General features: G+C 68.6%; 22 protein-coding genes. 13 read left to right on the plus strand and 9 right to left on the minus strand.

The annotated features are described in order from the left end of the window. Positions 1–62 precede the first annotated feature (62 nt). The 3 genes from AC3IPP_RS13495 to AC3IPP_RS13505 are packed head-to-tail and all read left to right on the plus strand — an operon-like array spanning position 63 to position 3,384. Entirely contained in the window at positions 63–740 is a 678-nt protein-coding gene (locus tag AC3IPP_RS13495; protein WP_489149332.1) for a response regulator, read from the plus strand. After that, complete coding sequence (locus tag AC3IPP_RS13500; RefSeq protein WP_489149333.1) at positions 718–2,124, plus strand: sensor histidine kinase; 1,407 nt, start codon at positions 718–720, stop codon at positions 2,122–2,124. Before AC3IPP_RS13495 ends, AC3IPP_RS13500 begins: the two co-directional genes overlap by 23 nt. A 57-nt stretch (positions 2,125–2,181) precedes the next feature. After that, complete coding sequence (locus AC3IPP_RS13505) at positions 2,182–3,384, plus strand: MFS transporter (RefSeq protein WP_489149334.1); 1,203 nt, start codon at positions 2,182–2,184, stop codon at positions 3,382–3,384. Here AC3IPP_RS13505 and AC3IPP_RS13510 read toward each other — a convergent pair. Next, on the minus strand, positions 3,381–4,298 hold the full coding sequence (locus AC3IPP_RS13510) for a LysR family transcriptional regulator (RefSeq protein ID WP_489149335.1): 918 nt from the start codon (positions 4,296–4,298) through the stop codon (positions 3,381–3,383). The genes AC3IPP_RS13505 and AC3IPP_RS13510 overlap by 4 nt on opposite strands. A gap of 269 nt (positions 4,299–4,567) precedes the next feature. Here AC3IPP_RS13510 and AC3IPP_RS13515 point away from each other — a divergent pair, with 269 nt between their 5' ends. Then, positions 4,568–6,676, plus strand: a complete 2,109-nt coding sequence (locus tag AC3IPP_RS13515; protein ID WP_489149336.1) for a TonB-dependent receptor domain-containing protein — start codon at positions 4,568–4,570, stop codon at positions 6,674–6,676. 18 nt (positions 6,677–6,694) lie between these two features. Beyond that, complete coding sequence (locus AC3IPP_RS13520) at positions 6,695–8,116, plus strand: YncE family protein (protein ID WP_489149337.1); 1,422 nt, start codon at positions 6,695–6,697, stop codon at positions 8,114–8,116. A 50-nt stretch (positions 8,117–8,166) separates the two neighbouring features. Here AC3IPP_RS13520 and AC3IPP_RS13525 read toward each other — a convergent pair whose 3' ends face one another. Further along, positions 8,167–8,937 (minus strand): alpha/beta hydrolase, encoded by a 771-nt coding sequence (locus tag AC3IPP_RS13525; protein WP_489149338.1) that lies wholly within the window; start codon positions 8,935–8,937, stop codon positions 8,167–8,169. A gap of 67 nt (positions 8,938–9,004) precedes the next feature. On the opposite strand from AC3IPP_RS13525, the gene AC3IPP_RS13530 reads away from it, so the two are divergent. Beyond that, positions 9,005–10,063, plus strand: coding sequence for a FecCD family ABC transporter permease (locus tag AC3IPP_RS13530; RefSeq protein ID WP_087140899.1), 1,059 nt, complete (start codon positions 9,005–9,007; stop codon positions 10,061–10,063). Beyond that, positions 10,060–10,848: an ABC transporter ATP-binding protein gene (locus AC3IPP_RS13535; protein WP_489149339.1), complete on the plus strand. Its 789-nt coding sequence runs from the start codon at positions 10,060–10,062 to the stop codon at positions 10,846–10,848. The genes AC3IPP_RS13530 and AC3IPP_RS13535 overlap by 4 nt, the downstream gene beginning before the upstream one ends. An 87-nt stretch (positions 10,849–10,935) precedes the next feature. Here AC3IPP_RS13535 and AC3IPP_RS13540 read toward each other — a convergent pair whose 3' ends face one another. The 4 genes from AC3IPP_RS13540 to AC3IPP_RS13555 form a co-directional block, all read right to left on the minus strand. Then, complete coding sequence (locus tag AC3IPP_RS13540; RefSeq protein ID WP_489149340.1) at positions 10,936–12,006, minus strand: YncE family protein; 1,071 nt, start codon at positions 12,004–12,006, stop codon at positions 10,936–10,938. A gap of 35 nt (positions 12,007–12,041) precedes the next feature. Next, entirely contained in the window at positions 12,042–13,172 is a 1,131-nt protein-coding gene (locus AC3IPP_RS13545) for an ABC transporter substrate-binding protein (protein ID WP_489151066.1), read from the minus strand. A gap of 122 nt (positions 13,173–13,294) precedes the next feature. Then, positions 13,295–13,705 (minus strand): ArsR/SmtB family transcription factor, encoded by a 411-nt coding sequence (locus tag AC3IPP_RS13550; protein WP_489149341.1) that lies wholly within the window; start codon positions 13,703–13,705, stop codon positions 13,295–13,297. Beyond that, positions 13,702–14,343 (minus strand): peroxiredoxin, encoded by a 642-nt coding sequence (locus AC3IPP_RS13555; protein ID WP_489149342.1) that lies wholly within the window; start codon positions 14,341–14,343, stop codon positions 13,702–13,704. Before AC3IPP_RS13555 ends, AC3IPP_RS13550 begins: the two co-directional genes overlap by 4 nt. Before the next feature lie 92 nt (positions 14,344–14,435). Between AC3IPP_RS13555 and AC3IPP_RS13560 the strand changes: the two genes are divergently transcribed. From AC3IPP_RS13560 to AC3IPP_RS13575, 4 genes are read left to right on the plus strand one after another with little or no spacing between them, the layout of a single operon-like run. Next, the gene (locus AC3IPP_RS13560) at positions 14,436–15,404 is read left to right on the plus strand and encodes an MBL fold metallo-hydrolase (RefSeq protein ID WP_489149343.1); all 969 of its coding nucleotides are present in this window, start codon (positions 14,436–14,438) and stop codon (positions 15,402–15,404) included. A 50-nt stretch (positions 15,405–15,454) separates the two neighbouring features. Next, complete coding sequence (locus AC3IPP_RS13565; protein ID WP_489149344.1) at positions 15,455–15,868, plus strand: protein tyrosine phosphatase family protein; 414 nt, start codon at positions 15,455–15,457, stop codon at positions 15,866–15,868. A 3-nt stretch (positions 15,869–15,871) separates the two neighbouring features. Next, positions 15,872–17,152 carry an NAD(P)/FAD-dependent oxidoreductase gene (locus AC3IPP_RS13570; protein WP_489149345.1) on the plus strand — a complete coding sequence of 427 codons (1,281 nt, stop codon included), beginning with the start codon at positions 15,872–15,874 and terminating at the stop codon, positions 17,150–17,152. Further along, entirely contained in the window at positions 17,152–17,952 is an 801-nt protein-coding gene (locus AC3IPP_RS13575) for a sulfite exporter TauE/SafE family protein (protein ID WP_489149346.1), read from the plus strand. Before AC3IPP_RS13570 ends, AC3IPP_RS13575 begins: the two co-directional genes overlap by 1 nt. Positions 17,953–18,003: 51 nt before the next feature. Here AC3IPP_RS13575 and exaC read toward each other — a convergent pair whose 3' ends face one another. From exaC to AC3IPP_RS13590, 3 genes are all read right to left on the minus strand, one after another. Next, positions 18,004–19,521, minus strand: coding sequence for an acetaldehyde dehydrogenase ExaC (exaC, locus tag AC3IPP_RS13580; protein ID WP_489149347.1), 1,518 nt, complete (start codon positions 19,519–19,521; stop codon positions 18,004–18,006). Positions 19,522–19,669: 148 nt separating this feature from the next. Continuing rightward, positions 19,670–20,641, minus strand: coding sequence for a GAF domain-containing protein (locus AC3IPP_RS13585; protein WP_489149348.1), 972 nt, complete (start codon positions 20,639–20,641; stop codon positions 19,670–19,672). Positions 20,642–20,714: 73 nt separating this feature from the next. Then, positions 20,715–21,140, minus strand: a complete 426-nt coding sequence (locus AC3IPP_RS13590) for an RrF2 family transcriptional regulator (protein WP_489149349.1) — start codon at positions 21,138–21,140, stop codon at positions 20,715–20,717. A 136-nt stretch (positions 21,141–21,276) separates the two neighbouring features. Here AC3IPP_RS13590 and AC3IPP_RS13595 point away from each other — a divergent pair, with 136 nt between their 5' ends. Continuing rightward, complete coding sequence (locus tag AC3IPP_RS13595; protein ID WP_489149350.1) at positions 21,277–21,597, plus strand: TehB family protein; 321 nt, start codon at positions 21,277–21,279, stop codon at positions 21,595–21,597. 55 nt (positions 21,598–21,652) lie between these two features. Beyond that, on the plus strand, positions 21,653–22,855 hold the full coding sequence (gene hmpA / locus AC3IPP_RS13600) for an NO-inducible flavohemoprotein (RefSeq protein ID WP_087139761.1): 1,203 nt from the start codon (positions 21,653–21,655) through the stop codon (positions 22,853–22,855). The last annotated feature ends 26 nt before the right edge of the window (positions 22,856–22,881 follow it).

Below are 22,881 nucleotides of genomic sequence, written 5' to 3' on the forward strand. Positions count from 1 at the left end.
TGCGGCGAGATTAATTCCAAGCCGGTCTGGTCGTTTCGCCACAGAGGGTTAGAAGGGCGCTCATGCGAATGCTTGTCATTGACGATGATGCCCGAACCCGCGCCTTCGTGGCCGACGGCCTGCGCCAGCAAGGGCATACGGTCGATGAGGCGGGCGACGGCGAAGCCGGTCTGCACATGTCCGTAGAGGGCGAGTACGACGCCATCGTGGTCGACCGCATGATGCCGGGCCTGCCGGGGCTGGAGACGGTGCAGGCCATGCGCGCGGGCGGACTGAAAACGCCCGTGCTGATGCTGACGGCGCTCGGCTCGGTGGACGACCGCGTGGCGGGGTTGAACGCGGGCGCCGACGACTATCTGGTCAAGCCCTTCGCCTTCAGCGAACTGAGCGCGCGTCTTCAGGCGCTGGTGCGGCGCCCGCCGTTGGCCGAGGCGACGACGCGGCATCGCGTGGCCGATCTGGAGGTCGACGTGACCGCCCACCGCGCCACGCGCGCGGGCCGGACGCTGGATCTGACCCCGCACGAGTTCAAGCTGCTGGAGCGGCTGGCCCGCAACGCCGGCCATGCGGTGACGCGCACCATGCTGCTGGAAAGCCTGTGGGGCTTCCACTTCGACCCGCGCGCCAATCTGATCGACGCCCACATCAGCCGCCTGCGGACCAAGGTCGATCGCGGCTTCGATCAGGAACTGATCCACACCATCCGGGGGGTGGGCTATGTCCTCAAGGCCCCGGACTGAGCCGAAACGCCCATCGGTCTGGACCACGGCCAGCCTGCGCTACGCCGCCGCCTTCTCGGTCCTGTTCGGACTGGGCGCGGCGGTGATGATCGCAGGCGTGGACTACGGCCTGATGCGCTTCGCCGAGGCCGAGGTCCGCGACGGGCTGAACCATCAGATGGACGTCATGCGCGCCGACGCTGACCGGCACGGCACGGCCCAGCTGGTGGAAGAACTGAACGCCGAATCCCGCAACCGCGACGCCCGCCGCTATCTGCTGCTGGTCGAGGCGCCGGACGGCAGCCGCTTCTCCAACGGCCTGACGCGACTGGCGGTCAATCAGAGCGGGTTCCGACGCAACCTGCCCAACAAGGCGCGGCCCGCGCGCTGGCCCGACCAGACGCCCAATATGCTGACGTTGAGCGCCCAGGCGTCCGACGGCGGCCTGTTGGCGGTCGGACGCGACATCCAGCATCTGGACGAACTGCGCGGCGGCATCCGCCGCTACGCCCTGGTGAGCGGAATCGTGCTGATCCTGCTGGCCCTGGCCGGGGGCTGGTTCGCCGGGCGACTGTTCCTGCGGCGGCTGGAAGGGGTCAATCAGGCGGTCGGCCGCATCATCGCCGGACAGGATTCAGCCCGCCTGCCCGCCGTCGGCCTGGGGCGGGAGTTCAATGAGCTGTCGGCCAACCTCAACCGGATGCTGGATCGGCAGGAGGCGGCGCTGACCACGCTCAAGACCCTGTCCGAGGGCGTGGCCCACGAACTGCGCGCGCCGCTGAACCGAGTCCGCAACTGGCTGGAGGATCTGGCCGCCAATCTGGACGACGCCCAGGCGCGCGAGGCCGCCGTCGAACGCGCTTTGGAAGAGACGGATCAGGTCAGCGCCCTGTTCGAGGCCCTGCTGACCCTGGCGCGGATCGAAAGCGGCGACGCCGCCTTACAGACCGAACGGCTGGATCTCGTCGCCCTGGCCGCCACAGTGGCCGACATCTACAGCCCCTTCGTCGAAGAAGCGGGCGGGCGTCTGATCGTCGCCTTCACCCCCGCCGGAACGGTCGAGGCCGATCCCGCCCTGATCCAGCAGGCCCTGGCCAATCTGATCGAGAACGCCGTCTTCCACGGCGGAGGTCAGATCGAGGTCTCGACGTCCAGCGAGGACGGCCGGGCGGTCGTCCGCGTCGCCGACCACGGGCGCGGCGTGCCGGAAGCCGAACGCGAGAAGGTGCTGCGTCGCTTCTATCGTCTGGATCAGGACGCAGGCGGCCGCACGTCCGGCGCCGGTCTGGGACTGGCCATGGTGGCCGCCGTGGCGCGGGCGCATGACGGCGAACTGCGGCTGGACGACAATCAGCCGGGCCTGGTTGTGGCGCTGGCGCTGCCCATCACGACAGCCAAGCCTTAGTTGCAATTCATTCTCAATTAGTCGATCAAGCCGCTCCATACCGTTCAGGAGCGCCCCATGACATCCGCCACCACGACCGCCGCGGCGCCCGGCGGCGCCTTCAGCCTGAAGCCCCTGCTGTTCACAGCGGGCGTCGGCAGCATGTCGATGATGGCCTTCGTCGCCGTAGTCGGGCCGATGGCGCGGCTGCTGGGCCTGCAGCCTTGGCACGTCGGGGCGGCGGTGACGGCGGCGGGCCTGGCCTGGATGCTGATGGCCCGCTTCTGGGGCGCCCGTAGCGACGAGGTCGGGCGGCGCAAGGTGCTGTTGATCGCCCTGGCCGGGTTCGCCGTCAGCTATGCGGCGTTGGGCCTGTTCATGAGCGCGGCCCTGGCTCTGGTTCCAGCGGCCATCGTCAGCTTCCTGGGCATGACGGCGGCGCGCACCGCCGCCGGGGCCTTCTACGCCGCCGTGCCGCCGATCTGCGCCGCCGTCGTAGCCGATCAGACCGCGCCGCACGAACGCGCCCGCGCCATGGGCGCCGTCGGCGCCGCCAGTTCCCTGGGCATCGTCTTCGGGCCGGGCGCAGCGGGCCTGTTGGCCGGCTGGAGCCTCAGCGCTTCCCTGCTCATCATCTCCGCCCTGCCCGTCCTGGCCTTCATCGCCGTGTGGCGGTTCCTGCCCGCCGACGCGTCCCATGAATCGCGCAAGAAATCGGCGCTGAAGCTGTCGGACGTCCGCATCCGTCGCGCCGTCGTCACGGCCTTCGCCGCCATGTGCGGCGTCGTCGTCTGCCAGGTGGTGGTCGGCTTCCTGGCCCTGGACCGCTTCGGCCTGTCGCCCAATGAGGCGGCGCGGACGGCGGGCATCGCCCTGGCCGTGGTCGGGGTGGTGCTGTTCACGGCCCAGATGGTGCTGCGTCGCCTGAACTGGACGCCATCGCGCTTCATCCGCATCGGCGGGAGCATCGCCGCCGTGGGTTTCGTCGGGGCCGCCTTCGCCGCCACGCCGCTGCAACTGTGGGCCGCCTATGGCGTCATCGCGGCGGGCATGGGCTGGGTCTATCCTTCGCAATCGGCCCTGGCCGCCAATGCGGTCGAGGCCCATGAGCAGGGCGCCGCCGCCGGAGCCGTGGGCGCCGCGCAAGGCCTGGGCGCCGTGTTGGGACCGTTGGCCGGAACCGTGGCCTATCAGGCGGCGCATGGCGCGCCCTACGCCGTATCGGCGGTGATGATCCTGATCGCGGCCTTGTGGCCCGCCACGCGCCTCAAGGTCGGCTAGGCGCCGGCCCGCTCGGCTTCGAAACCGGCGGAGAGGGCGTCGACCAGCCACTGAGTGCCGGCGTCTCCGTCCGAGCGTTCGTGCCAGACCAGGTGATAGTCGAACGGCCGCATTTCCTGCGGAGCCGTGAAGGCGCGAAGACCGTGCGTCGCCGCGAAATGCTCGGCCGCCCGGCGCGGCAGCAGGGCCACCGCCTCGCCCGCCTGCAACAGATAGGGGACCAGGGCGAAGCTCTCGGCCCGCACCAGAATCCGGCGCTCGGCCATGTCCGGCAGGTCGTCCGCCACCCAGTCGCCGAAGCCGTCCCCCGCCGAGGGAACGACATGGGGCCAACACAGCAATTCGGCATGCGTCGGCGTCGCCTGATGCACCGGGTGGTCCGGCCGCGCCAGGCCCAGATGAGTCTCGCGGAACAGCCAGCGCGACTTCAGCCCCGCGCCCTCGGGGTTCCAGCCGGTCAACACCAGGTCCAGCCGCCCATCCTCCAGCCGCCGCAGACTGGCGTCCGACAGAGGCTCGACTTCCAACTCCACCCCCGTCGCCTCGTTCTGGATACGGGCGAGGGCCGGCGCCAGAACGCTGAGCAGGCCGAAGTCGGTGGAGGCCAGGCGGAAAACCCGCTTCATCCGCCCGACGTCCAAGCCGGGGTCGCGCAACAGGCTCTCGCCCGCCTCCAGCCAGGCGCGCAAGGGGCCGGTCAGGGCCTCGGCGCGCGGCGTCGGCATCATGCCGCGCGGGCCGCGCACCAGCAGGGGATCGTCGAACTGATCGCGCAGCCGGGCCAGGATGCGGCTCATCGCCGGCTGGCCGATGCCCAGACGCTCGGCCGCGCGCGAGACGCTGCGCTGCTCGATCAGCACCTGAAGGTGCTGAAGCAGGGTGAAATCGACGCGGTGGGGAAGTCGCCCCGACATAAGGCCTCGCTGCGTGACGCCCGACGCGTCGGCCTTGGCTGTATTAAGAACGCCTCTTAATTGCAACACGTTCGCAAGGTCGTTTCGTCGCGCTCGCATGACGCCTCAACGGCCGCGCCGTCATGCGCCGAAGCGTATGGCGCCCATGCCGAATGCGACATTGAGACAATATTGCGAATGATTATTAGGAGCGACGCCGCTCGCATGGTCGAGCTTTCCTCCCCTCCCCGGGCGCTCGTCGCCCGCCTAACGCACGCCTTTGGGGGCGCATGATGCACCTATCGAAACGCCGCATCGGGCTGGGCCTGATGACCACCACCCTGCTCGCCACATCGCCGGTTCTGGCCGAGACGATTCCGTCTGACCTCTCGAGCGTCGACCCGCAGGCCACCGCCGTCGGCGACGTGGTCGTCACCGCCTCGGGCTCGGCCGTCGACGTGCGCGACGCTCCGGCCTCAGTCAGCGTCATCACCCGCGACGAGATCGAGCGCCAGCCGGTTCAAAGCCTGGGCGAACTGCTGGGCCGCCTGCCCGGCGTGACCGGCGGCGTCAGCCCCACCGGCGAGATGTCCAAGATCACCATCCGCGGCCTACCGGACAACTACACCCTGATCCTGGTGGACGGCCGTCGCGTCGGCAATTCGCGCGACATCAGCTATCGTCCCAACCTGGGCCGCCAGGACCTGAACTGGATCTCGCCGGACATGATCGAGCGCATCGAAGTGGTGCGCGGACCGATGTCCTCCCTCTACGGTTCCGACGCCATGGGCGGGGTCATCAACATCATCACCCGCAAGATCGCGCCGACGTGGCGCGGCTCGGCCAACACCAGCTACACCTGGTCCGAGGATTCCGAGCGCGGCGACGCCTATCAGCTCGGCGTCAACGTGGCTGGCCCGATCACCGAGACCCTGGGCCTGCGCCTGGGCGCGACCTACGCCCGCACCAACCCGGACGAGGTCAATCTCGCTGGCGCCAACGGCGCGAGCGGCATTCTCAACAAGACCTTGAACGGGGTGCTGAATTGGGCCCCCGTCGAGAACCATAACTTCTCGTTCGAGGCCAACTATGGCTTGGAAGAGCCGTTGGCTCCCAAGACGCTGGTTCCCAACCGCAACGGGGTGCTGACGCCGCAAGGCGCCTATGGCTCCAAGACCGAGCGCACCAATTTCCGCGTCGGCCACGAGGGCGACTGGTCCTTCGGCCAGACGCGCCTGGACATCTATCGCAACGCCTTCGAGAACAAGGCGATGGGCGAATACGGCGGCTCCGGCGAGTTCGAGGAGCTGATCGTCGACGGCCTGTGGAACTTCGAGAAGACCTTCGTCTGGCAGCACAAGTTCGCCATCGGCGCCCAGTACCGTCAGGAAGAGCTGACCAACACCGACACCATCGGCACCGTGCCGGTCGATTATGAAGGCAACATCATCACCGGCGCCACGCTGAAGGGCGACACGGCGGCGATCTTCGCCGAGGATCAGATCACCCTGCGCGAAAACCTGCTGCTGACCTTGGGCGGCCGCCTGGACAGCCATGACAAGTATGGCGAGAACTTCAGCCCGCGCGCCTATCTGGTCTGGCATCCGGCCGAGGCCTGGACCCTGCGCGGCGGCGTCTCCAAGGGCTTCCGCGCCCCGTCCCTGAAGGAAAACAGCGCCGGCGCCGCGACCCAGTCCGGCGGCAACGGCTGCCGAGGCCTGATCGGCATGGCCGCCAAGGACAAGAACGGCAATCCGATCCTGGACGGAAACGGCAATCCGCTGGTCTACACCTCGGGCGGCTGCTGGATGGCGGGCAACCCCAACCTGAAGCCCGAAGAAAGCACCAGCTATGAGATCGGCTTCGCCTATGACGGCGACGCCTATCGGTTCGCGGCCACCTATTTCCACACCGACTTCGAGAACAAGATCCAGTACGCGCCGCTGGGCTATTTCGAAGGCCGCTGGTGGACCAAGAACGAGAACGTCCAGCGCGCCCGCACCAAGGGCCTGGAGCTGACCGGCCAGGCCAACCTGCCCTACGATCTGACCCTGCGCGGCAACGCCACCTGGATGATCGAGGCCAAGAATCTGGACACCGGCGCCAGCCTGATCACCACCCCGGAATGGTCGGGCTACGCCTCGCTGGACTGGCGCGCGACCGATCGCCTGGGGGTCATGCTGTCGGCGCAGTACACCGGCGAACAGCTGAGCGGCGGCTCGACCCTGACCAACGCCCGCACCGAGTTCGACCTGACCACCGCCTATGAGGCGTCCGAAACGGTGACGCTGCGCGCCGGCGTCTCCAACCTCTTCAACGAGAAGGTCAGCGGCACCGCCGGCGATGGCTACTACTCGCCCGGCCGCCGCTTCTTCGTTGGCCTGACCACCCGCTTCTGATCCGGAGAAACTGCGATCATGACCACCCTACGCAAATCCCTTCGCGGCGCCGCTCTCGGCGCGCTCCTGGCGGCTTCGGCCGTCGCCGTTCCGACCTTGGCTTCGGCCCAGGCCCTGTTCTCGGCGCCCGAGCGCCTGGACGGCGGCCAGGTCGGCTTCTCGTCCGGCGAGCGCGGCAAGCCCGTCCTGCCCGGCGGCCCGGTCGTGGCCAACGGCCGCGGCTTCCATCCCGGCCAGAGCATCACCTTGATGTACGGCCAGACGCCGCTGTCGACCGGCCCGATCACGGCGAACGCCGAGGGCGGCTTCGAAGCGCGCCTGACGCTGCCGGCCGACGCCCAGCCCGGCAACCACCCGATCGTGGCGGTGTCGCAATCGCCCTACAACGCCGTCCTGGCCGATCTGAAGATCTCGCCGAACGTGCCGCTGTCGAACGAGGCGGCCTATCGGATCACCAACGTCCAGCCGACGCGCGGCCTGTATCAGACCGCCTATAGCGCCAAGCGCAACGCCGTCTTCGCCACCTCAGCGGTCGGTCGCCCGCCGGTGCGCCAATCGGAACTGCTGCGCCTGAACGCCGACACCCTGGCGGTCGAAGCCCGCGTCACGCCCGCCGCAGCGCCGGGCCGCACCGGCCGCGACGGCCAGCCTCAGGACGGCGGCGTCTTCGCCGTCTACGGCGTCGGCGTCGATGACGCCCATGACACCGTCTGGGTCTCGAACAGCCGCCAGAACACGGTCGCCGTCTACCGCCAGTCGGACCTGTCGCTGGTGCGTCAGTTCGAGCCGGGCACGGTCAACCACGCCCGCGACGTCGTCATCGACGAAGAGCACGGCAAGGCCTACGCCAGCGCCACCTTCCAGCCGGAAGTCGTGGTGTTCGACACCGCCGCCCTAACGGTGGCCAAGCGCATCAAGATCGACTCGACCGTGCGCGGCGAGACCTTCTCGGCCGCCAGCGTCTCCTATGACCGCGAAGCGCGCCGCCTGTACGTCGCCTCCAACTCGACCAATGAGGTCGCGGTCATCGACGCCGCCGCCGACACAGTGCTGAACGTCTTCCGCGTCCCCGGCGCGCGCAGCGTGATCGGCGTCTCGCACGATCCGCAGACCGACCGCATCTTCGTCGCGGCCCAGGGCACCGACAACCTGGTGGTGCTGAACGGTTCGGACGGTTCGGTCGTGGCCGACACCCCGGTCGGCGCGGGCGCCCTGAACGTGGTGTTCGAGCCGAAGTCGCGTCGCGCCTTCGTCAGCACCTTCGGCGCGGGCACGGTGACGGTCGCGGACGTCGACGGCCGCATCGTCGCCAACCTGCCCGCCCCGCCGGTGGCGAACCACGTCTCGACCGACGGGCGCGGCAACGTCTATGTCGCGGTCAAGTCCGGCTGGACCACGGACGGAAACGACTCCGTGCTGCGCATCCGCCCGGCGCGTTGATCCGAACAGCCCCCGCGCCCAGCGCGGGGGCTTTTTTCTTGCCCCGCCGCCTAGCCTCGATAGGGCGCAGCAAAGCGCAGGACCGCCGGCAAGGCCGCATACGGCGTCGAGCCGTGATCCTCGTCCTCCAGCACCCGCAGGCTCGCCCCGTAAGCCTCCAGATCGCGGGCGTTGGAGACCATACGCCGGGCCAGGTGTGCGGGCGGCAGCCCCTCCATCTCCTCGCGCGCGCCGACCGCGACCAGCAGGTTCGAGTCACGGGGCTGGGCCTCGACCACGGCGGGACGCCACCAGATCGACGGGCTGATCGCCGCATAGCGGGCGAAGGGCGCCCCGGCCGCTCGCGCCTCGAGGACGAAAAGGCCCGACATCGAATGACCCATCAGCACCGCCTGCTCGAGATCTGCCCCCATAGCCGCCAGTTGCGGCAGCACCTCCGTCGTCAACCGCGCCAGCAAGGCCGCGCCGCGCGGATCGGACGCCTGGCCCTGGGGCCCCGGCGTGAAGGCGTAGGCGGCGACGCGATCGGCCACGCCCGACAGGGTGACGCCTGCTGTCATCATCGCATTCACCCGCGTCTTGGCCGAGCGCCGCAGCAGCCGTCCGGCGACCTGGGCGGCCGTATCGAAGAAGGCCTCCCCTTCCAGCACCACCAGAACCGGCCAGCCGTTGGGCGGCCGTTCGCCCTGCGGCGTCGCCACCCGCACGTCCACGGCGGGCGCGCCATCGACAGCGGGCAGGCGGATGGCGTAGGGCTTGGTCATGTCGGGAGCCGTGTCCTTCTGGGACCGGTCGGCAGGGGCGGGCGAGGTCAACGTCATATGACCACCCTAGCCTATCTGGCCATTGATATGTATTGCGACGCATTCTCTGAGTGGAGTTCGTGAATTGGCGAACGCTGAAAACGCCGTGCCCGAGGCGGTCGTCGCCTATTCCAGAAGCGCGCGGACCAAGCTGTTCGCCATCGCCGTCTTGGCCGCGCTGGCGGCGGCGGCCCTGCTGCTGGACATCGCCACCGGCCCGTCGTCGATCTCGCCCCTGACGGTGCTGCAGGGCGTGTTCGATCCGTCCAGCCTGACCACGGCCCAGCAGGCCATCGTCTGGCAGGTGCGCCTGCCCTACGCCCTGATGGCGATGATGGTCGGCGCCGCCCTGGCCCTGGCGGGCGCCGAAATGCAGACCGTGCTGAATAATCCGCTGGCCAGCCCCTTTACGCTGGGGGTCTCGTCAGCGGCCTCGTTCGGCGCGTCGCTGGCCATCGTGCTGGGTCTGGGATCGTCCTTCATCGGGGCGGACTGGCTGGTGCCGCTGAACGCCTTCGTCTTCGCCTTCGGTTCGGTGCTGGCGCTTCAGGCCCTGGCGCGCATGAAGGGATCGGGGATCGAGAGCATCGTCCTGTTCGGCATCGCGCTCGTTTTCGCCTTCAACGCCCTGACGGCGCTGGTGCAGTTCCTGTCCTCGGCCGAGGCGCTGCAGCAACTGGTGTTCTGGACCATGGGGTCGCTGTCGCGCGCGACCTGGAGCAATGTCGCGGCCCTGGCGGTCGTGCTGGTCGCGGTCACGCCCTTCTCGCTTCTGTCGTCGCGCGCCCTGACGGCGCTGCGGCTGGGCGAGGACCGGGCCATGAGCTTCGGCGTCGATGTGAAGCGTCTGCGCTTCCTGTCGTTGCTGCGGGTCAGCCTGCTGTCGGCGACGGCCGTGGCCTTCGTCGGCGCCATCGGCTTCATCGGCCTGGTCGGGCCGCACATCGCCCGCCTGCTGGTCGGCGAGGATCACCGCTACTTCCTGCCCGCCAGCGTGCTGGCCGGGGCGGTCATCATGTCGCTGGCTTCAGCCGCGTCCAAAATCATCGTGCCGGGCGTGCTGATGCCCGTCGGCATCGTCACCGCCGTGATCGGGGTGCCGGTCTTCCTACTGCTGATCTTCCGCAATGGAGGCCGGGCATGAGCGAACTGACCATCAGCGGCCTCGACGCCGGTTACGGCGGCCAGCCCATCATCACCGGTTTCAGCCTGCCGCCCCTGACTGCAGGCGAAGTCGTCTCCGTCGTCGGCCCCAACGGCGCGGGCAAGAGCACCCTGCTGCGCAGTCTGGCGGGCCTGATCCCGGCGCACGGCTCGATCCGGCTGGACAGCGACGAACTGACCCGGCTGTCGCTGGCCGACCGGGCCAAGCGCGCCACCTACATGCCTCAGACCCTGCCGCAGGGCGTGGCCCTGACGGTGCTGGAGACGGTGGTCGCCTCGATCCGCGCCACGCCCCTGCGCGGCGCCGTCTACACCGACGCCCAGGCGGCCGAACGCGCCTATGAGGTGCTGCAACGCATCAACGCCGAAGCTCTGGCCGGGCAGCGGCTGGACCGGCTGTCTGGCGGCCAGAAACAGCTGGCAGGTCTGGCCCAGGCCCTGGCGCGCGAGCCGCGCCTGCTGCTGCTGGACGAACCGACCAGCGCGCTGGACCTGCACTATCAGCTGCGCGTGCTGGATCTAGCGCGCGAGGCGGCGGCCGAGCGGGGCATGACGGTGATGATCGTCCTGCACGACCTGCAGGCGGCGGCGCGCGTCTCGGACCGGATCGCCGTCATGGCCAAGGGACGGCTGGTCGCCTTCGGAACGCCGGACGAGGCGATCACGCCCGATATCCTGGCCGAGGTCTATCGCGTCTCGGCCCGTGTCCAGCGCTGCGACCGCGGCGCGCTGCAGGTCATGATCGACGACGTTCTGACGGGCTGAGCGCCCCGTCCGCCAATCTCTTCAAGCCAAGAAAAAGGCCCGGCTGCATCTGCGGCCGGGCCTTTCCTTATTCAGTCCCGATCGGGATCAGGGACGGATCAGCGTCACCACGTCGCCGGTCGGGTCGACGGGGACCGGCGTGCCGGCCGGGGCGCCGCGCGGCAGGCCGCGGGCCTTGTTCGAGACGTAAACGGCGTTGGTCGCGCGGTCGATGGCGATGGTCTGGGGGAAGGTGCCCGTCTCCAGGTTGGCCTTCACCGCATAGGTGTCGGAATCCAGCACCGTCACCGTGCCCGCCTGGCGGTTGGCGACGTAGATCTGCTTGACCGCGCCGTTGTAGGCGACGCTCAGGGCGCCCGCGCCGGTGGCGACCTTGTGGATCAGGGCGCCGGTGTCGGCGTTCAGCACCGTCAGTTCGCCCGACTTCTGGTTGGCGACGAACAGGCGACGGCCTTCGGAATCGACGGCGACGTTGATGGTCGAGTCGCCGTGCGACGGCCATTTGCCGACCGTCTCGCCGGTGGCCACGTCGATGGCGGCGACTTCGTTGCTGCTCATGCCCGTGACGTAGAGGCGGTTGGTCGCCGGATCGAAGGCCGCGCCGGTCAGGCCGCCGACCGTAGCGGTGATGGTGCGCTCGACCGTGTTGGTCGCGCCGTCGATGACCCAGATCAGGTTCGGCTTGGAGGCGTCGCCCGCCTCGCCGCCGACGACGCTGACATAGACCTTGTTGTTCGCCTCATCGACGACGACCTGGCGGACGTGGGCACCTTCCTCGTCGCCGTTGCGGATGGTGGCGATCACCGCGCCCGTGCGGGCGTTGATGGCCGTGACTGCGCCCGCGCGGGTGTCGGTGCCGTACAGCACTTGGGTGCGGGTGTTCAGGTTCAGGCCGAACAGCGGGTTGGCCGAGACGTCGACCGAGGATTCCGGCGCCAGCGTCTGGCCCTGCAGGCGGACGATTTGGGCCTGGTTGGCGCCGCGCGGGCCGACGGCGGCGACATAGAGGTCGTTGTCGGCCGGGTTGAAGACGATCTCGTACAGGCCGCCGGGGGCGACCTTGACGGTCTTCTCGATCGTCTGGGCCGAGGCGGTCGACGCCATCGCCAGGGCGGCGACGGCGGCGGCGGTCAGAATGCCGTTGCGAAGGGTGATCATGACGGTTCTCCGGGAATGGGCTTGAAGGGGTGAAATCAGGCGGCCGGGACCAGGTCGGTCCAGTAGTCTCCGCGATAGGGAACGGCCAGGAAGTCGTTGTTGATCGCGTCCAGCGTGGCGCGCGGGTCGAGATCGGCGAACAGCTCGGGCTGGATCCACTTGGCCAGCACCTCGGTGGCGACGATGTCGATGGGCGAGTTGATCAGCTGGTGCGACAGGCCGTGCACCTTTCCCTCGCGCACCGCCTTCAGGGTCGACAGGCCGCGCCGCCCCGCCACGCGGCGCAGCGAGGCGCGCGAGGTCTCGACGTCGTATTTCGGACCGACGACAAAGCCGCCGGTCTTCTCCAGATGCGGTCCGCCGGTGGCGATGTAGATGTCGGGATCGCGCTCGACCACGAACTCCAGGTTCAGCTTGCCCGACGGCTGTTTCAGTACCTCGGCGCCGATGTTGCGGGCCCCGACGAAGGTCAGATAGTCGCCGATGTTCCCTGCCCCCACCGAGTTGCAGCAGTCCGGCCCGTTGCCCGCATGAGCTTCCAGGAAGACGGTCGGCTTCTGCTCGTCCTTCAGCCCGGCCACACGGTCGGAGATGACTTTCAATCGGGCGGCGCGGAAGGCGTTGTAGGCTTCCGCCTGCTCCTCGCGGCCGATCATGGACCCCAGCAGGGTCAGGCTGCGCGGCTGATTCTGGAACGGGTGCTGGAAGAAGTCGATGTAGGCCACGCGCACGCCCGCCTGCTCCAGCTGGGCGGTCTGGGCGTCGGTCGGGCCGGAATCCAGCGACACCAGGGCCACCTGCGGCTGGGCGCCCAGCACGGCTTCGACATTGAAGGCGGCGGCCGAACTCGGCGTCTTGGGCAGGGCCGCCAGCGCCGGCGACTTCTCCAGATAGGCGGCGTAGATGTCCGGGCTGAGGCGGTTCACATCGCCCGCCCAGGCCGCCAGCAGGCTGACCGGATCGGGATGGATCAGCGACAGGGCGATCAGGAAACGGCTGTCGTCGATCGACAGCTTCGTCACCGGCGGGGTGATCGCCAGCGGCCGGTCGCGCAGATCGGTCAGCAGGGAGGTCGGTGCGGCCTGATCGCGGCGCGTGCAGGCGGCGGCCCCGGTCGCCATCAGGGCGGCGGCGCCCAGCAGCAGGGCCCGACGTCCCAACCTCACCTCGACCATCGGCCCATTCTCCGCCCATTCACCAGCGACGCCAGCGGCGCTTCGCCTCGACGCTTAATGATAATCAGTGTCAGCTTCAATCGCTGATTTGTCGCACGAAGCGACCCGACCGATCAGCGTGGGGGGATGATCCGGGCGAAACGGGCTGCGTCCCCGGCCGGGCGCGCCTGGTCCGGCGCATGGTCCTGACGCACGGCATCGGTCAGGGCCTTGGGATCGTCGCAGAAGATGCGGTGCAGCATGGCCATGACGGCCTCGGCCCGCTCGTCGGCCAGCGAATAATAGATGGAGCGCGACTCGCGCCGGGTCTTCACCAGTCCCGACTGGCGCAGTTCGGCCAATTGTTGCGACAGGCCGGGCTGACGCAGGCCCAGCTCCTGTTCCAGTTGGCCGACCGAACGCTCCTGCTGCGCGATATGGCACAGGATCAGCAGGCGGTTGGCGTTGGCCAGTTGCCGCAGCAGTTCGGCCGCCTCGGGCGCGGCAGCCTTCAACCGTTCCAGATCATCGGCGTCAGGGGTCATTTCGGCGCCGGTCGATAATACCAGGCGTCATCGCCCGCCAGCACGTCGCCGAAGTCCGTCGGCGCCGCCTGAAGCAGGGGCGCGCCCGGCGTCCAGCCCTCGGGCGCCGAGGCCCCTTCCCGATCCGCCGTCTGCAGGGCGGTGATCAGCCGCAGTAACTCCTCGACCGAGCGGCCGACGTTCATCGGATACCAGCTGATGGCCCGCACCACGCCGTTCGGGTCGATGACGAAGGTGGCGCGCACCGAGGCGCTGTCCGGCGCCGCCGGGTCGATCATCCCATAGGCCTGGGCGATGACCATGGAGGGGTCTTCGATGATCGGAAACTCCACCGTCACGCCGAAGCGGTCGCGGATGTCCTTCAGCCACGCCAGGTGGGAATAGAGGCTGTCGACCGACAGGCCCAGCAGTTCACAGCCGATCGCCGTGAAGTCCGCCTGACGCCGGGCCAGTGCGATGAACTCGCTGGTGCAGACCGGCGTGAAGTCCGCCGGGTGCGAGAAGAAGGCCAGCCAGCGCCCGCGATAGTCGCTCAGCCGACGCTGGCCGCGCGTCGTGCGGGCGGCGAAATCCGGCGCCGCCTCATTGATCCGCAGCGGCCGCAGCAAAGGCGTGTCCGTCATCGAGTCGGTTTCCATGCCATAGGGCTACGCGCAGCCGAGGCGCAGCGCACCTTGAAAACAATTACTTGCATATAATATGTAAATATCTAATTGCTTGATCCAGATCAATGCGGAGAGACGCCGTGACCGACGCCCCCATCGACCCCGCCCGCGATCATGCCCGTGATCACGCCAAGGAATTGATCGAGGCCGCCCTGACGAATGAGGCCCAGCCCCCCGTCGTCCAATCCTTCTTCGACCCCGCCACCTTCACCGTCAGCCATGTGGTGCGCGACCCCGGTTCGAACGCCTGCGCCATCATCGACAGCGTGCTGGATTATGATCAGGCGGCGGGCCGCACCTCGACCGCCTCGGCCGACGCCCTGATCGCCTATGTCGAGGGCGAGGACCTTGAGGTTCAGTGGCTGCTGGAGACGCACGCCCACGCCGACCACCTGTCGGCCGCGCCCTATCTGCAAGAGCGCCTCGGCGGCCGCCTGGCCATCGGCCGCGACATCATCAAGGTGCAGGACGTCTTCGGCAAAGTCTTCAACGAGGGGACCGAGTTCCGCCGCGACGGCAGCCAGTTCGACCAACTTTTCGACGACGGCGACCGCTTCGCCATCGGCGGGCTTCAGGCCACGGCGCTGCACGTGCCCGGCCATACTCCGGCCTGTCTGGCCTATGTGATCGGCGACGCTGTCTTCCCCGGCGACACCCTGTTCATGCCCGACTACGGCACGGCGCGCTGCGACTTCCCCGGCGGCGATGCGCGGACGCTGTATCGCTCGATCCAGCGACTACTGTCCCTGCCCGCCGCGGCGCGCGTCTTCCTGTGCCACGACTACAAGGCGCCGCCCGCCCGCACCGAGTTCGCCTGGGAGACGACCATCGGCGATCAGTGCGCCTGCAACATCCACGTCCGCGACGGCGTCAGCGAAGATGAGTTCGTCGCCATGCGCACCGCCCGCGACGCCACCTTGTCCATGCCGCGCCTGATCCTGCCTTCGGTTCAGGTCAACATGAACGGCGGCCGGATGCCCGAGCCGGAAGACAACGGCGTCCGCTACCTGAAAGTGCCCATCAACGCGCTCTGACGCGCACCCCTTTTCCTCAAGCCAGATTCCTCAAGCAAGAGAACCGCCTCATGGACATCCGCACCCTGGAAGACCGCCTGCACGTCTCGCCGCAGATACTGCCTGAGGAGGTCGCTATGGCCGCCGCCCAGGGCTATCGCGCCATCATCTCCAACCGCCCCGACGCCGAAGAACCGGGTCAGCCGATGACCGAGGACATCCGCGCCGCCGCCGAGGCCGCAGGCCTGCCCTTCGTCCACATCCCCATTCGCGGCGGGGCCATGACGCCCGACGACGTGGCGCGCTTCAAGGCCGCGCTGGCCGAACTGCCCCAGCCCATCCTCGGCTACTGCCGCTCGGGCACCCGCACCACCTATCTGTGGGCCCTGTCGCAGGCGGGCGAGCGCCCGGCCGAAGAGATCGTCGCCCTGGCCGCCGCCGCCGGTTACGACGTCTCGCCGCTCGGCCCGCGTCTGGAGGGCTGAGGCGTGGCCCATCCGCAAGCTTCCGAGACCTGCGACGTTCTGATCGTCGGCGGCGGCGCCGCCGGAATCGCCACGGCGGCCAGCCTGCTGCGCCGCCGCCCCGGCCTTGACGTAGTGATCGTCGAGCCGTCCGAGCGCCACTACTACCAGCCCGGCTGGACGCTGGTCGGCGCCGGCGTCTTCACGCCCGAGCGCACCATGCGCGAGACCTGCCGCCTGATCCCCACGGGCGCCCGCTGGATCAAGGACAGCGTGGTCGACTTCGCCCCCGAAGCCGATCAGGTGCGCCTGTCGGACGGCCGCCGCATCGGCTATCGCGCCCTGGTCGCCGCCCCGGGCATCAAGCTGGACTGGGACGCCATCCCCGGCCTGAGCCAGACGCTAGGCCGCAACGGCGTGACCTCCAACTACCGCTTCGATCTGGCGCCCTATACGTGGAAGCTGGTGCAGGAGCTTAAGGGCGGCCGCGCCCTGTTCACCCAGCCGCCTATGCCGATCAAATGCGCGGGCGCGCCGCAGAAGGCCCTCTATCTGTCGGCCGACCACTGGCAGCGCACCGGCGCACTCAAGAACGTGGACATCGAATTCCACAACGCCGGGGCCGTGCTGTTCGGGGTCAAGGACTACGTCCCCGCCCTGATGAAATACATCGAGCGTTACGGCGTCGACCTGCGCTTCAACTCGCGCCTGACGTCCATCGACGGCGAGGCGCGCAAGGCGACCTTCGCCGTCACCGACGCCGATGGGGCCGTCAGCGAAATCGTCCGCGACTTCGACATGATCCACGTCTGCCCGCCGCAGACCGCGCCTGACTTCATCCGCAACAGCCCGCTGGCCGCCGACAGCGGCTGGATCGACGTCGATCAGGCGACCCTGCACCACAACCGCCTCGACAACGTCTTCGGCCTGGGCGACGCCTGCTCGGCGCCCAACGCCAAGACCGCCGCCGCCGCCCGCAAACAGGCGCCGGTCGTGGCCGAGAACGTCATCTCCATGCTGGACGGCAAGGCGCTGAAGGCCGTTTACGACGGCTATGGCTCCTGCCCCCTGACGGTCGAGCGCGGCAAGATCGTGCTGGCCGAGTTCGGCTATGGCGGCAAGCTGCTGCCCAGCTTCCCCGCGTGGATGCTGGACGGGCGTCAGCCGACGCGCCGCGCCTGGCACCTGAAGGCGCAGGCCCTGCCGGAAATCTACTGGGTCGGGATGCTGAAGGGCCGTGAATGGCTGTGCGCCCCCGACTGCGTCGAGCCGGGCGTCGCGCCCCGCGCCAAGAGCGCCGCCTGATGGGCGAGCCGCTCAGCCTGCTGCAATACGGACTGGGCGCCGGGGCGGGGTCGCTGGTCGGCTTCACCCTGGGCCTGGTGGGCGGGGGCGGCTCGATCCTAGCCGTGCCGCTGATCGTCTATCTGGTGGGGGTGAAAGACCCCCACCTAGCCATCGGCACCAGCGCCTTCGCCGTGGCCGCCAACGCCTTCGCCAATCTGCTGAACCACGCCCGGCACGGGGCGGTGAAGTGGAAGATCGCCCTGCTGTTCGCGGCGGCGGGCGTGGTCGGGGCGGCGCTGGGCTCCAGCTTCGGCAAGGCGGTGGACGGGCAGAAGCTGCTGGCCCTGTTCGCGGTGCTGATGCTGATCGTCGGCGCCCTGATGCTGCGCGGCCGCTCGGCGGCGGGCGACCCGGACGTAACCCTGACCGCGCGTAATGCGCCCAAGTTGATCGGCACGGGGGCGGCGATGGGGATGCTGTCAGGCTTCTTCGGCATCGGCGGCGGTTTCCTGATCGTGCCCAGCCTGATGGGATCGACTGGAATGCCCATCTACTACGCCGTCGGCTCGTCGCTGGTCGGCGTCACCGCCTTCGGCCTGACCACCGCCTTCAACTATGCGCTGGCCGGTTGGGTGGACTGGCCGCTGGCGGCGGTCTTCATCGGCGGCGGCGTTCTGGGCGGCCTGGCAGGCGCGCGGCTAGCCAAGCTGATGTCCGGCCGCAAGGGCCTGCTGAACAGCGTCTTCGCGGGCCTGATCTTCGTGGTCGCCCTCTACATGCTGTACCAGAGCGCCGTGGTCCTGAAGCTGATCGGCTAGGCGTTTGGTTCGTGAAAAAGGCGCGGACCGAAGCCCGCGCCTTGATCGAAATCAGAAGAAGCCCAGCTTGTCGGGGCTGTAGCTGACCAGCAAGTTCTTGGTCTGCTGATAGTGGTCCAGCATCATGCGATGGTTTTCCCGCCCGATGCCCGACTTCTTGTAGCCGCCGAAAGCCGCGTGCGCGGGATACTGGTGGTAGCAGTTAGTCCAGACGCGGCCCGCCTGGATGGCCCGGCCCGCGCGATAGGCGGTGTTCATGTCGCGCGACCAGACCCCGGCGCCCAGGCCGTATTCGGTGTCGTTGGCGATGGCGATGGCCTCTTCCAGCGTCTTGAAGGTGGTCACGGCCAGAACCGGACCGAAGATCTCCTCTTGGAAAATGCGCATGTCGTTGGTGCCCTTGAACACCGTCGGCTTGACGTAGTAGCCGCCCGCCAGATCGTCCTTCAGCACGGCCTGATCGCCGCCGGTCAGCACCTCGGCGCCCTCGTCCTTGCCGACCTTCAGATAGGACAGGATCTTCTTCAGCTGTTGATCCGAGGCCTGGGCGCCGACCTGGGTCGTCGGGTCCAGCGGGTCGCCCTGTTTGATGGCTTCGACGCGGGCGATCGCCTTCTCGATGAAGGCCTCATAGATGTCTTCGTGGATCAGGGCGCGGCTGGGGCAGGTGCAGACCTCGCCCTGGTTGAGCGCGAACATGGCGAAGCCTTCCAGGGCCTTGTCGAGGAAGGCGTCGTCGGCGTCCATCACGTCCTTGAAGAAGATGTTCGGCGACTTGCCGCCCAGCTCCAGCGTCACCGGGATGATGTTCTGGGTGGCGTATTCCATGATCTTCTGGCCGACGGCGGTCGAGCCGGTGAAGGCGATCTTGGCGATGCGCGGGTTGGTGGCCAGCGGCTCGCCGACCTCGATCCCCGTGCCCGAGACGATGTTAAGCACGCCCGGCGGCAGGATGTCCTGAATCAGCTCCATAAGCAGCAGGATGGAGGCCGGGGTCTGCTCGGCCGGCTTCAGCACGATGCAATTGCCTGCCGCCAGCGCCGGGGCGATCTTCCACGCCGCCATCAGGATCGGGAAGTTCCACGGAATGATCTGACCGACCACGCCCAGCGGCTCGTGGAAGTGATAGGCGACCGTGTCGTTGTCGAGTTCCGAAATGCCGCCTTCCTGCGCCCGGATGCAGCCGGCGAAATAGCGGAAATGGTCGATGGCCAGCGGAATGTCCGCCGCGAGCGTTTCACGCACCGGCTTGCCGTTATCCCAAGTCTCGGCCTCGGCGATGGCCTGCAGATTCTGCTCCATGCGCTCGGCGATGCGGTTCAGGATCAGGGCGCGCTGGGCGACGCTGGTCTTGCCCCAGCCGTCCCTGGCCGCGTGGGCGGCGTCCAGCGCCAGCTCGACGTCGGCCGCGTCCGAGCGAGCCACCTCGCACAGGACGCGGCCGTTCACCGGGGAGGTGTTCTCGAAATAGCGGCCGTTGACCGGCGCGACCCACTGGCCGCCGATGAAGTTGTCGTAGCGCGCCTTGTATTTCGGCGTCACGGCGCGGACGAATTCGGGCTTGGTCATGGGAACGGCCTCCTTGCGGTTTCCTCAGGCGCCGGTTGTCGGCGTCGTTTGAGGCAAGGTCGGTCGGCCCGGCGGCCTGTTCCAGACGCCGCCCGGATGGTGCGGCGCAAACCTGTCGCAGACTTGCGACAGTTTCCGTCGAGATCGCTCAGTGCAGGTCGATCAGGCCAAGGCGATGCAGCTTGCGGTGCAGGGTGGCGCGGCTGACGCCCAGCGCCCGCGCCGCGGCCGAGACATTACCCCCGGTGCGGGCCAGGGCGCGGCGCACCGCCCCGCGCTCAGCCTCCAGCAAATCAACCTCGGCTCCGCCCGGCGTCAGCAGGTCGGACGCGGGCAGCTGGGCCGCGATCCGCTCGTCGGTGATCGACAGGGACAGCCGCGCCGCCCGCGTGGCGCCGATGACCAGATCGTCGCGGTCGACGGCCAGCAGGACCGCCGCATTGCGCTCGCTGACGCCTCCCGCCAACACGATGCGCGCATCGGCGAAGGCCTGGCGGAAGGTCTGGGCCTCGATCGCCCGCGCCGCATCGGCCACGGCCGCCGAGATCAGCCCCAGGATGGCCTCGGTCGCGTCGGCCCGGCAGGACGAGACGTCCAGCGCCCCGGCCAGCCGCCCCATGTGGTCATGGATCGGGTGGGTGATGCAGCTCAGCCCGGTGTTGCGGGCGTGGAAATGCTGTTCGCGATGGATGGTTACGGCCCGATGTTCGGCCAGGGCCGTGCCGATGCCGTTGGTGCCTTCGACCGCCTCGGACCAGACGGCGCCGGGCCACAGGCCCCAGCGGTGGAAGGTGTCGTCATCCGCCGCCGCCCCGCGTCGCTCGACCGGCACGCCCTCGGCGTTGGTCAGCAGGACGCAGCATCCCACGCCGCCGACGGCCAGAAACAGCCGGTCCAGCACGCCCTCGGCCGCGCGCGTCAGCGGCTCCATCGCCTGGCGCGCCTCGCGCAACTGCTGTTCGGTGATGGTCTCGACCGCCCCATGCTCGCCAGGGTCCAGGCCGTACAGGGTCACGGACCGACGCCACGATGCGGCCAGGGCCGAGCGCGCGCCAGCGCCTTCGTCATCCAGCGCCTGACGGATCAGGCTGGCATGTTCATGTCGCACTCTATCGCCCATGGCCGCAGCCTCCCAGGGTCAAGGTCGAGCGATCAGACCCCCAAGAACGCCGAGCGTCAATGCGACCTTTGCTCTAGGTCTCGGCCCGCTCGAACAGGCTGGCCATGTCGACGCGGCGGCTGAGCAAGCCTTCCAAAGTATAGCCGTCCAGCACCTTCATGAAGGCGGCCAGGGCCTGATGCAGGGCGCCTGTGAGACCGCAGGCCGGGGCGATGATGCAACTGCCGCAATCGACCAGGTCAAAGCCGTCCTCGGTATGGCGCACCACGGCGCCGACGTTGATCTGATCCGGCGGACGCGCCAGCCGCACCCCGCCGAACCGCCCGCGCACGCTGACCAGATAGCCCGCGCTCACCAGGTCGCTGACCACCTTCATCAGATGGTTCTGCGAAATGCCGTAGGCCTGGGCGATCTCGGCGATCGAGCACAGCCGATCCTGCCGCGCGCCCAGATAGAGCAGCACCCGCATGGCGTAATCGGTGTAGCGCGTCAGGCGCATTCAGCCTCTCTGGAGCCGCTTCCGGCAGTCACTCGGTCAGCGCGTCATCGCGCCGCAGAAAATTATATGCATCCTCGTTGCATGTTTCAAATGCGGGCTATAGATGCATTATCAATGCATCAATGGAGCGAAGGCGATGAACGGCCGCTCGCATAGCCAGCAACCACAGCCGACGGACGGCGCCTCGTCGCCCGCGCCCTACCGCTCCACCTCGGTGTTCGACGCCGCCACCCTGCCTGCCGCCCTGCGAGCCGATCACAGCCTCAAGGCCGGAACCTGGGGCCTAATCCAGGTGCTGGAGGGCGAGGTTCGCCTGACCTGGCGCGATCCGCACATGACCACGGTTCTGAGGCCCGGAACGCCAGGCCGCATCGGGCCGCAGCAGGTCCATTTCGTCGAGCCGCTAGGGCCGATGAAGATGCGCGTCGACTTCTTTGACCGGCCGCCCGACGGCTAGGCGCGCCCTCTCTCTTTTCCTTCCCTCTCACATCGCAACGCCTAGGAGTTTCCTGATGGCTCAAGCCCTCAGCGAGCGCACGATCGCGCTTGTCAAAGCCACTGTTCCCGCCCTCGAGGCCCACGGCCTCGACATCGTGCGCGAGATGTATTCGCGGATGTTCCAGAACCCCGAGATCCGCGATCTGTTCAACCAGTCGCACCACGGCGACGCCGGCTCGCAACCACGCGCCCTGACGGGGGCCATCCTGGCCTACGCCGCCAACATCGATAACCTGGGCGCCCTGGCGGCCGCGGTCGAACGCATCGCGCAAAAGCACGTCGGCCTGCAGATCCTGCCCGAACACTATCCCCACGTCGGCGCCGCCCTGCTGGGCGCCATCGCCCATGTGCTGGGCGAGGCTGCGACCGAGGAGATCATGACCGCCTGGGGCGAGGCCTACTGGTTCCTGGCCAACATCCTGATCACCCGCGAGGCCGCCATCTACGAAGACCTGGCGGCGGCCAAGGGCGGCTGGAACGGCTGGCGCGCCTTTGAGGTGATCGAGGTGCGCCCCGAAAGCTCGGTCATCACCTCCTTCGTGCTGAAGCCCAAGGACGGCGGCCCGGTGTTGCGTCACCGGCCGGGCCAGTACCTGACCTTCTGGTTCGATGTCCCCGGCCATCCGCCGATCAAGCGCAACTACTCCATTTCCTGCGCCCCGAACGACGAGACCTATCGCATCTCGGTCAAGCGCGAGGACAAGGGCCTGGCCTCGGGCTGGCTGCACGACAACGCCCGCGTCGGCATGGTGCTGAAGGTCGGCGCCCCGGCGGGCGACTTCTTCCTGCCCGAGACGCCGCAGCGCCCGGTCGTCCTGCTGTCCGGCGGCGTCGGCCTGACGCCGATGGTGTCGATGCTCGAGACGCTGGTGGCCGAGAAGGCGGACACCGAGGTTCACTATGTCCACGGCGCCTATGACGCCGGGGCGCACGCCATGGGGCCGCACATCCGCGCCCTGACGGCGGCCCATCCGCGCGCGCGCAGCACCGTCTTCTATGAAGCGCCCGCCAATGACGGCGACGGCCATGACCACGCGGGGCGCATCTCAGGCGCCTGGCTGAGCCAGCAGACGCCGATCCAGGAGGCCGACTACTATCTGTGCGGCCCGCGCCCCTTCCTGCGCGCCCTGGTGTCGGACCTGCGCGACGCCGGCGTCCCGGCCGACCGCATCCACTATGAGTTCTTCGGGCCGGCGGACGAAATCCTCGCCGCCTGAGATTCAGAGCTGTCTGGGCCGCCCAA

The sequence above is a fragment of the Brevundimonas sp. KH_060 genome, from assembly GCF_057838275.1.

Coding starts and splice junctions, on each gene's coding strand:
- AC3IPP_RS13495 (WP_489149332.1), top strand. CDS start 63: ATGCGAATGCTTGTCATTGACGATGATGCCCGAACCCGCGCCTTCGTG.
- AC3IPP_RS13505 (WP_489149334.1), top strand. CDS start 2,182: ATGACATCCGCCACCACGACCGCCGCGGCGCCCGGCGGCGCCTTCAGC.
- AC3IPP_RS13520 (WP_489149337.1), top strand. CDS start 6,695: ATGACCACCCTACGCAAATCCCTTCGCGGCGCCGCTCTCGGCGCGCTC.
- AC3IPP_RS13560 (WP_489149343.1), top strand. CDS start 14,436: ATGCGGAGAGACGCCGTGACCGACGCCCCCATCGACCCCGCCCGCGAT.
- AC3IPP_RS13555 (WP_489149342.1), bottom strand. CDS start 14,343: ATGGAAACCGACTCGATGACGGACACGCCTTTGCTGCGGCCGCTGCGG.
- AC3IPP_RS13540 (WP_489149340.1), bottom strand. CDS start 12,006: ATGATCACCCTTCGCAACGGCATTCTGACCGCCGCCGCCGTCGCCGCC.
- AC3IPP_RS13500 (WP_489149333.1), top strand. CDS start 718: ATGTCCTCAAGGCCCCGGACTGAGCCGAAACGCCCATCGGTCTGGACC.
- AC3IPP_RS13585 (WP_489149348.1), bottom strand. CDS start 20,641: ATGGGCGATAGAGTGCGACATGAACATGCCAGCCTGATCCGTCAGGCG.
- AC3IPP_RS13565 (WP_489149344.1), top strand. CDS start 15,455: ATGGACATCCGCACCCTGGAAGACCGCCTGCACGTCTCGCCGCAGATA.
- AC3IPP_RS13595 (WP_489149350.1), top strand. CDS start 21,277: ATGAACGGCCGCTCGCATAGCCAGCAACCACAGCCGACGGACGGCGCC.
- AC3IPP_RS13515 (WP_489149336.1), top strand. CDS start 4,568: ATGATGCACCTATCGAAACGCCGCATCGGGCTGGGCCTGATGACCACC.
- exaC (WP_489149347.1), bottom strand. CDS start 19,521: ATGACCAAGCCCGAATTCGTCCGCGCCGTGACGCCGAAATACAAGGCG.
- AC3IPP_RS13535 (WP_489149339.1), top strand. CDS start 10,060: ATGAGCGAACTGACCATCAGCGGCCTCGACGCCGGTTACGGCGGCCAG.
- AC3IPP_RS13525 (WP_489149338.1), bottom strand. CDS start 8,937: ATGACGTTGACCTCGCCCGCCCCTGCCGACCGGTCCCAGAAGGACACG.
- AC3IPP_RS13550 (WP_489149341.1), bottom strand. CDS start 13,705: ATGACCCCTGACGCCGATGATCTGGAACGGTTGAAGGCTGCCGCGCCC.
- AC3IPP_RS13510 (WP_489149335.1), bottom strand. CDS start 4,298: ATGTCGGGGCGACTTCCCCACCGCGTCGATTTCACCCTGCTTCAGCAC.
- AC3IPP_RS13575 (WP_489149346.1), top strand. CDS start 17,152: ATGGGCGAGCCGCTCAGCCTGCTGCAATACGGACTGGGCGCCGGGGCG.
- hmpA (WP_087139761.1), top strand. CDS start 21,653: ATGGCTCAAGCCCTCAGCGAGCGCACGATCGCGCTTGTCAAAGCCACT.
- AC3IPP_RS13590 (WP_489149349.1), bottom strand. CDS start 21,140: ATGCGCCTGACGCGCTACACCGATTACGCCATGCGGGTGCTGCTCTAT.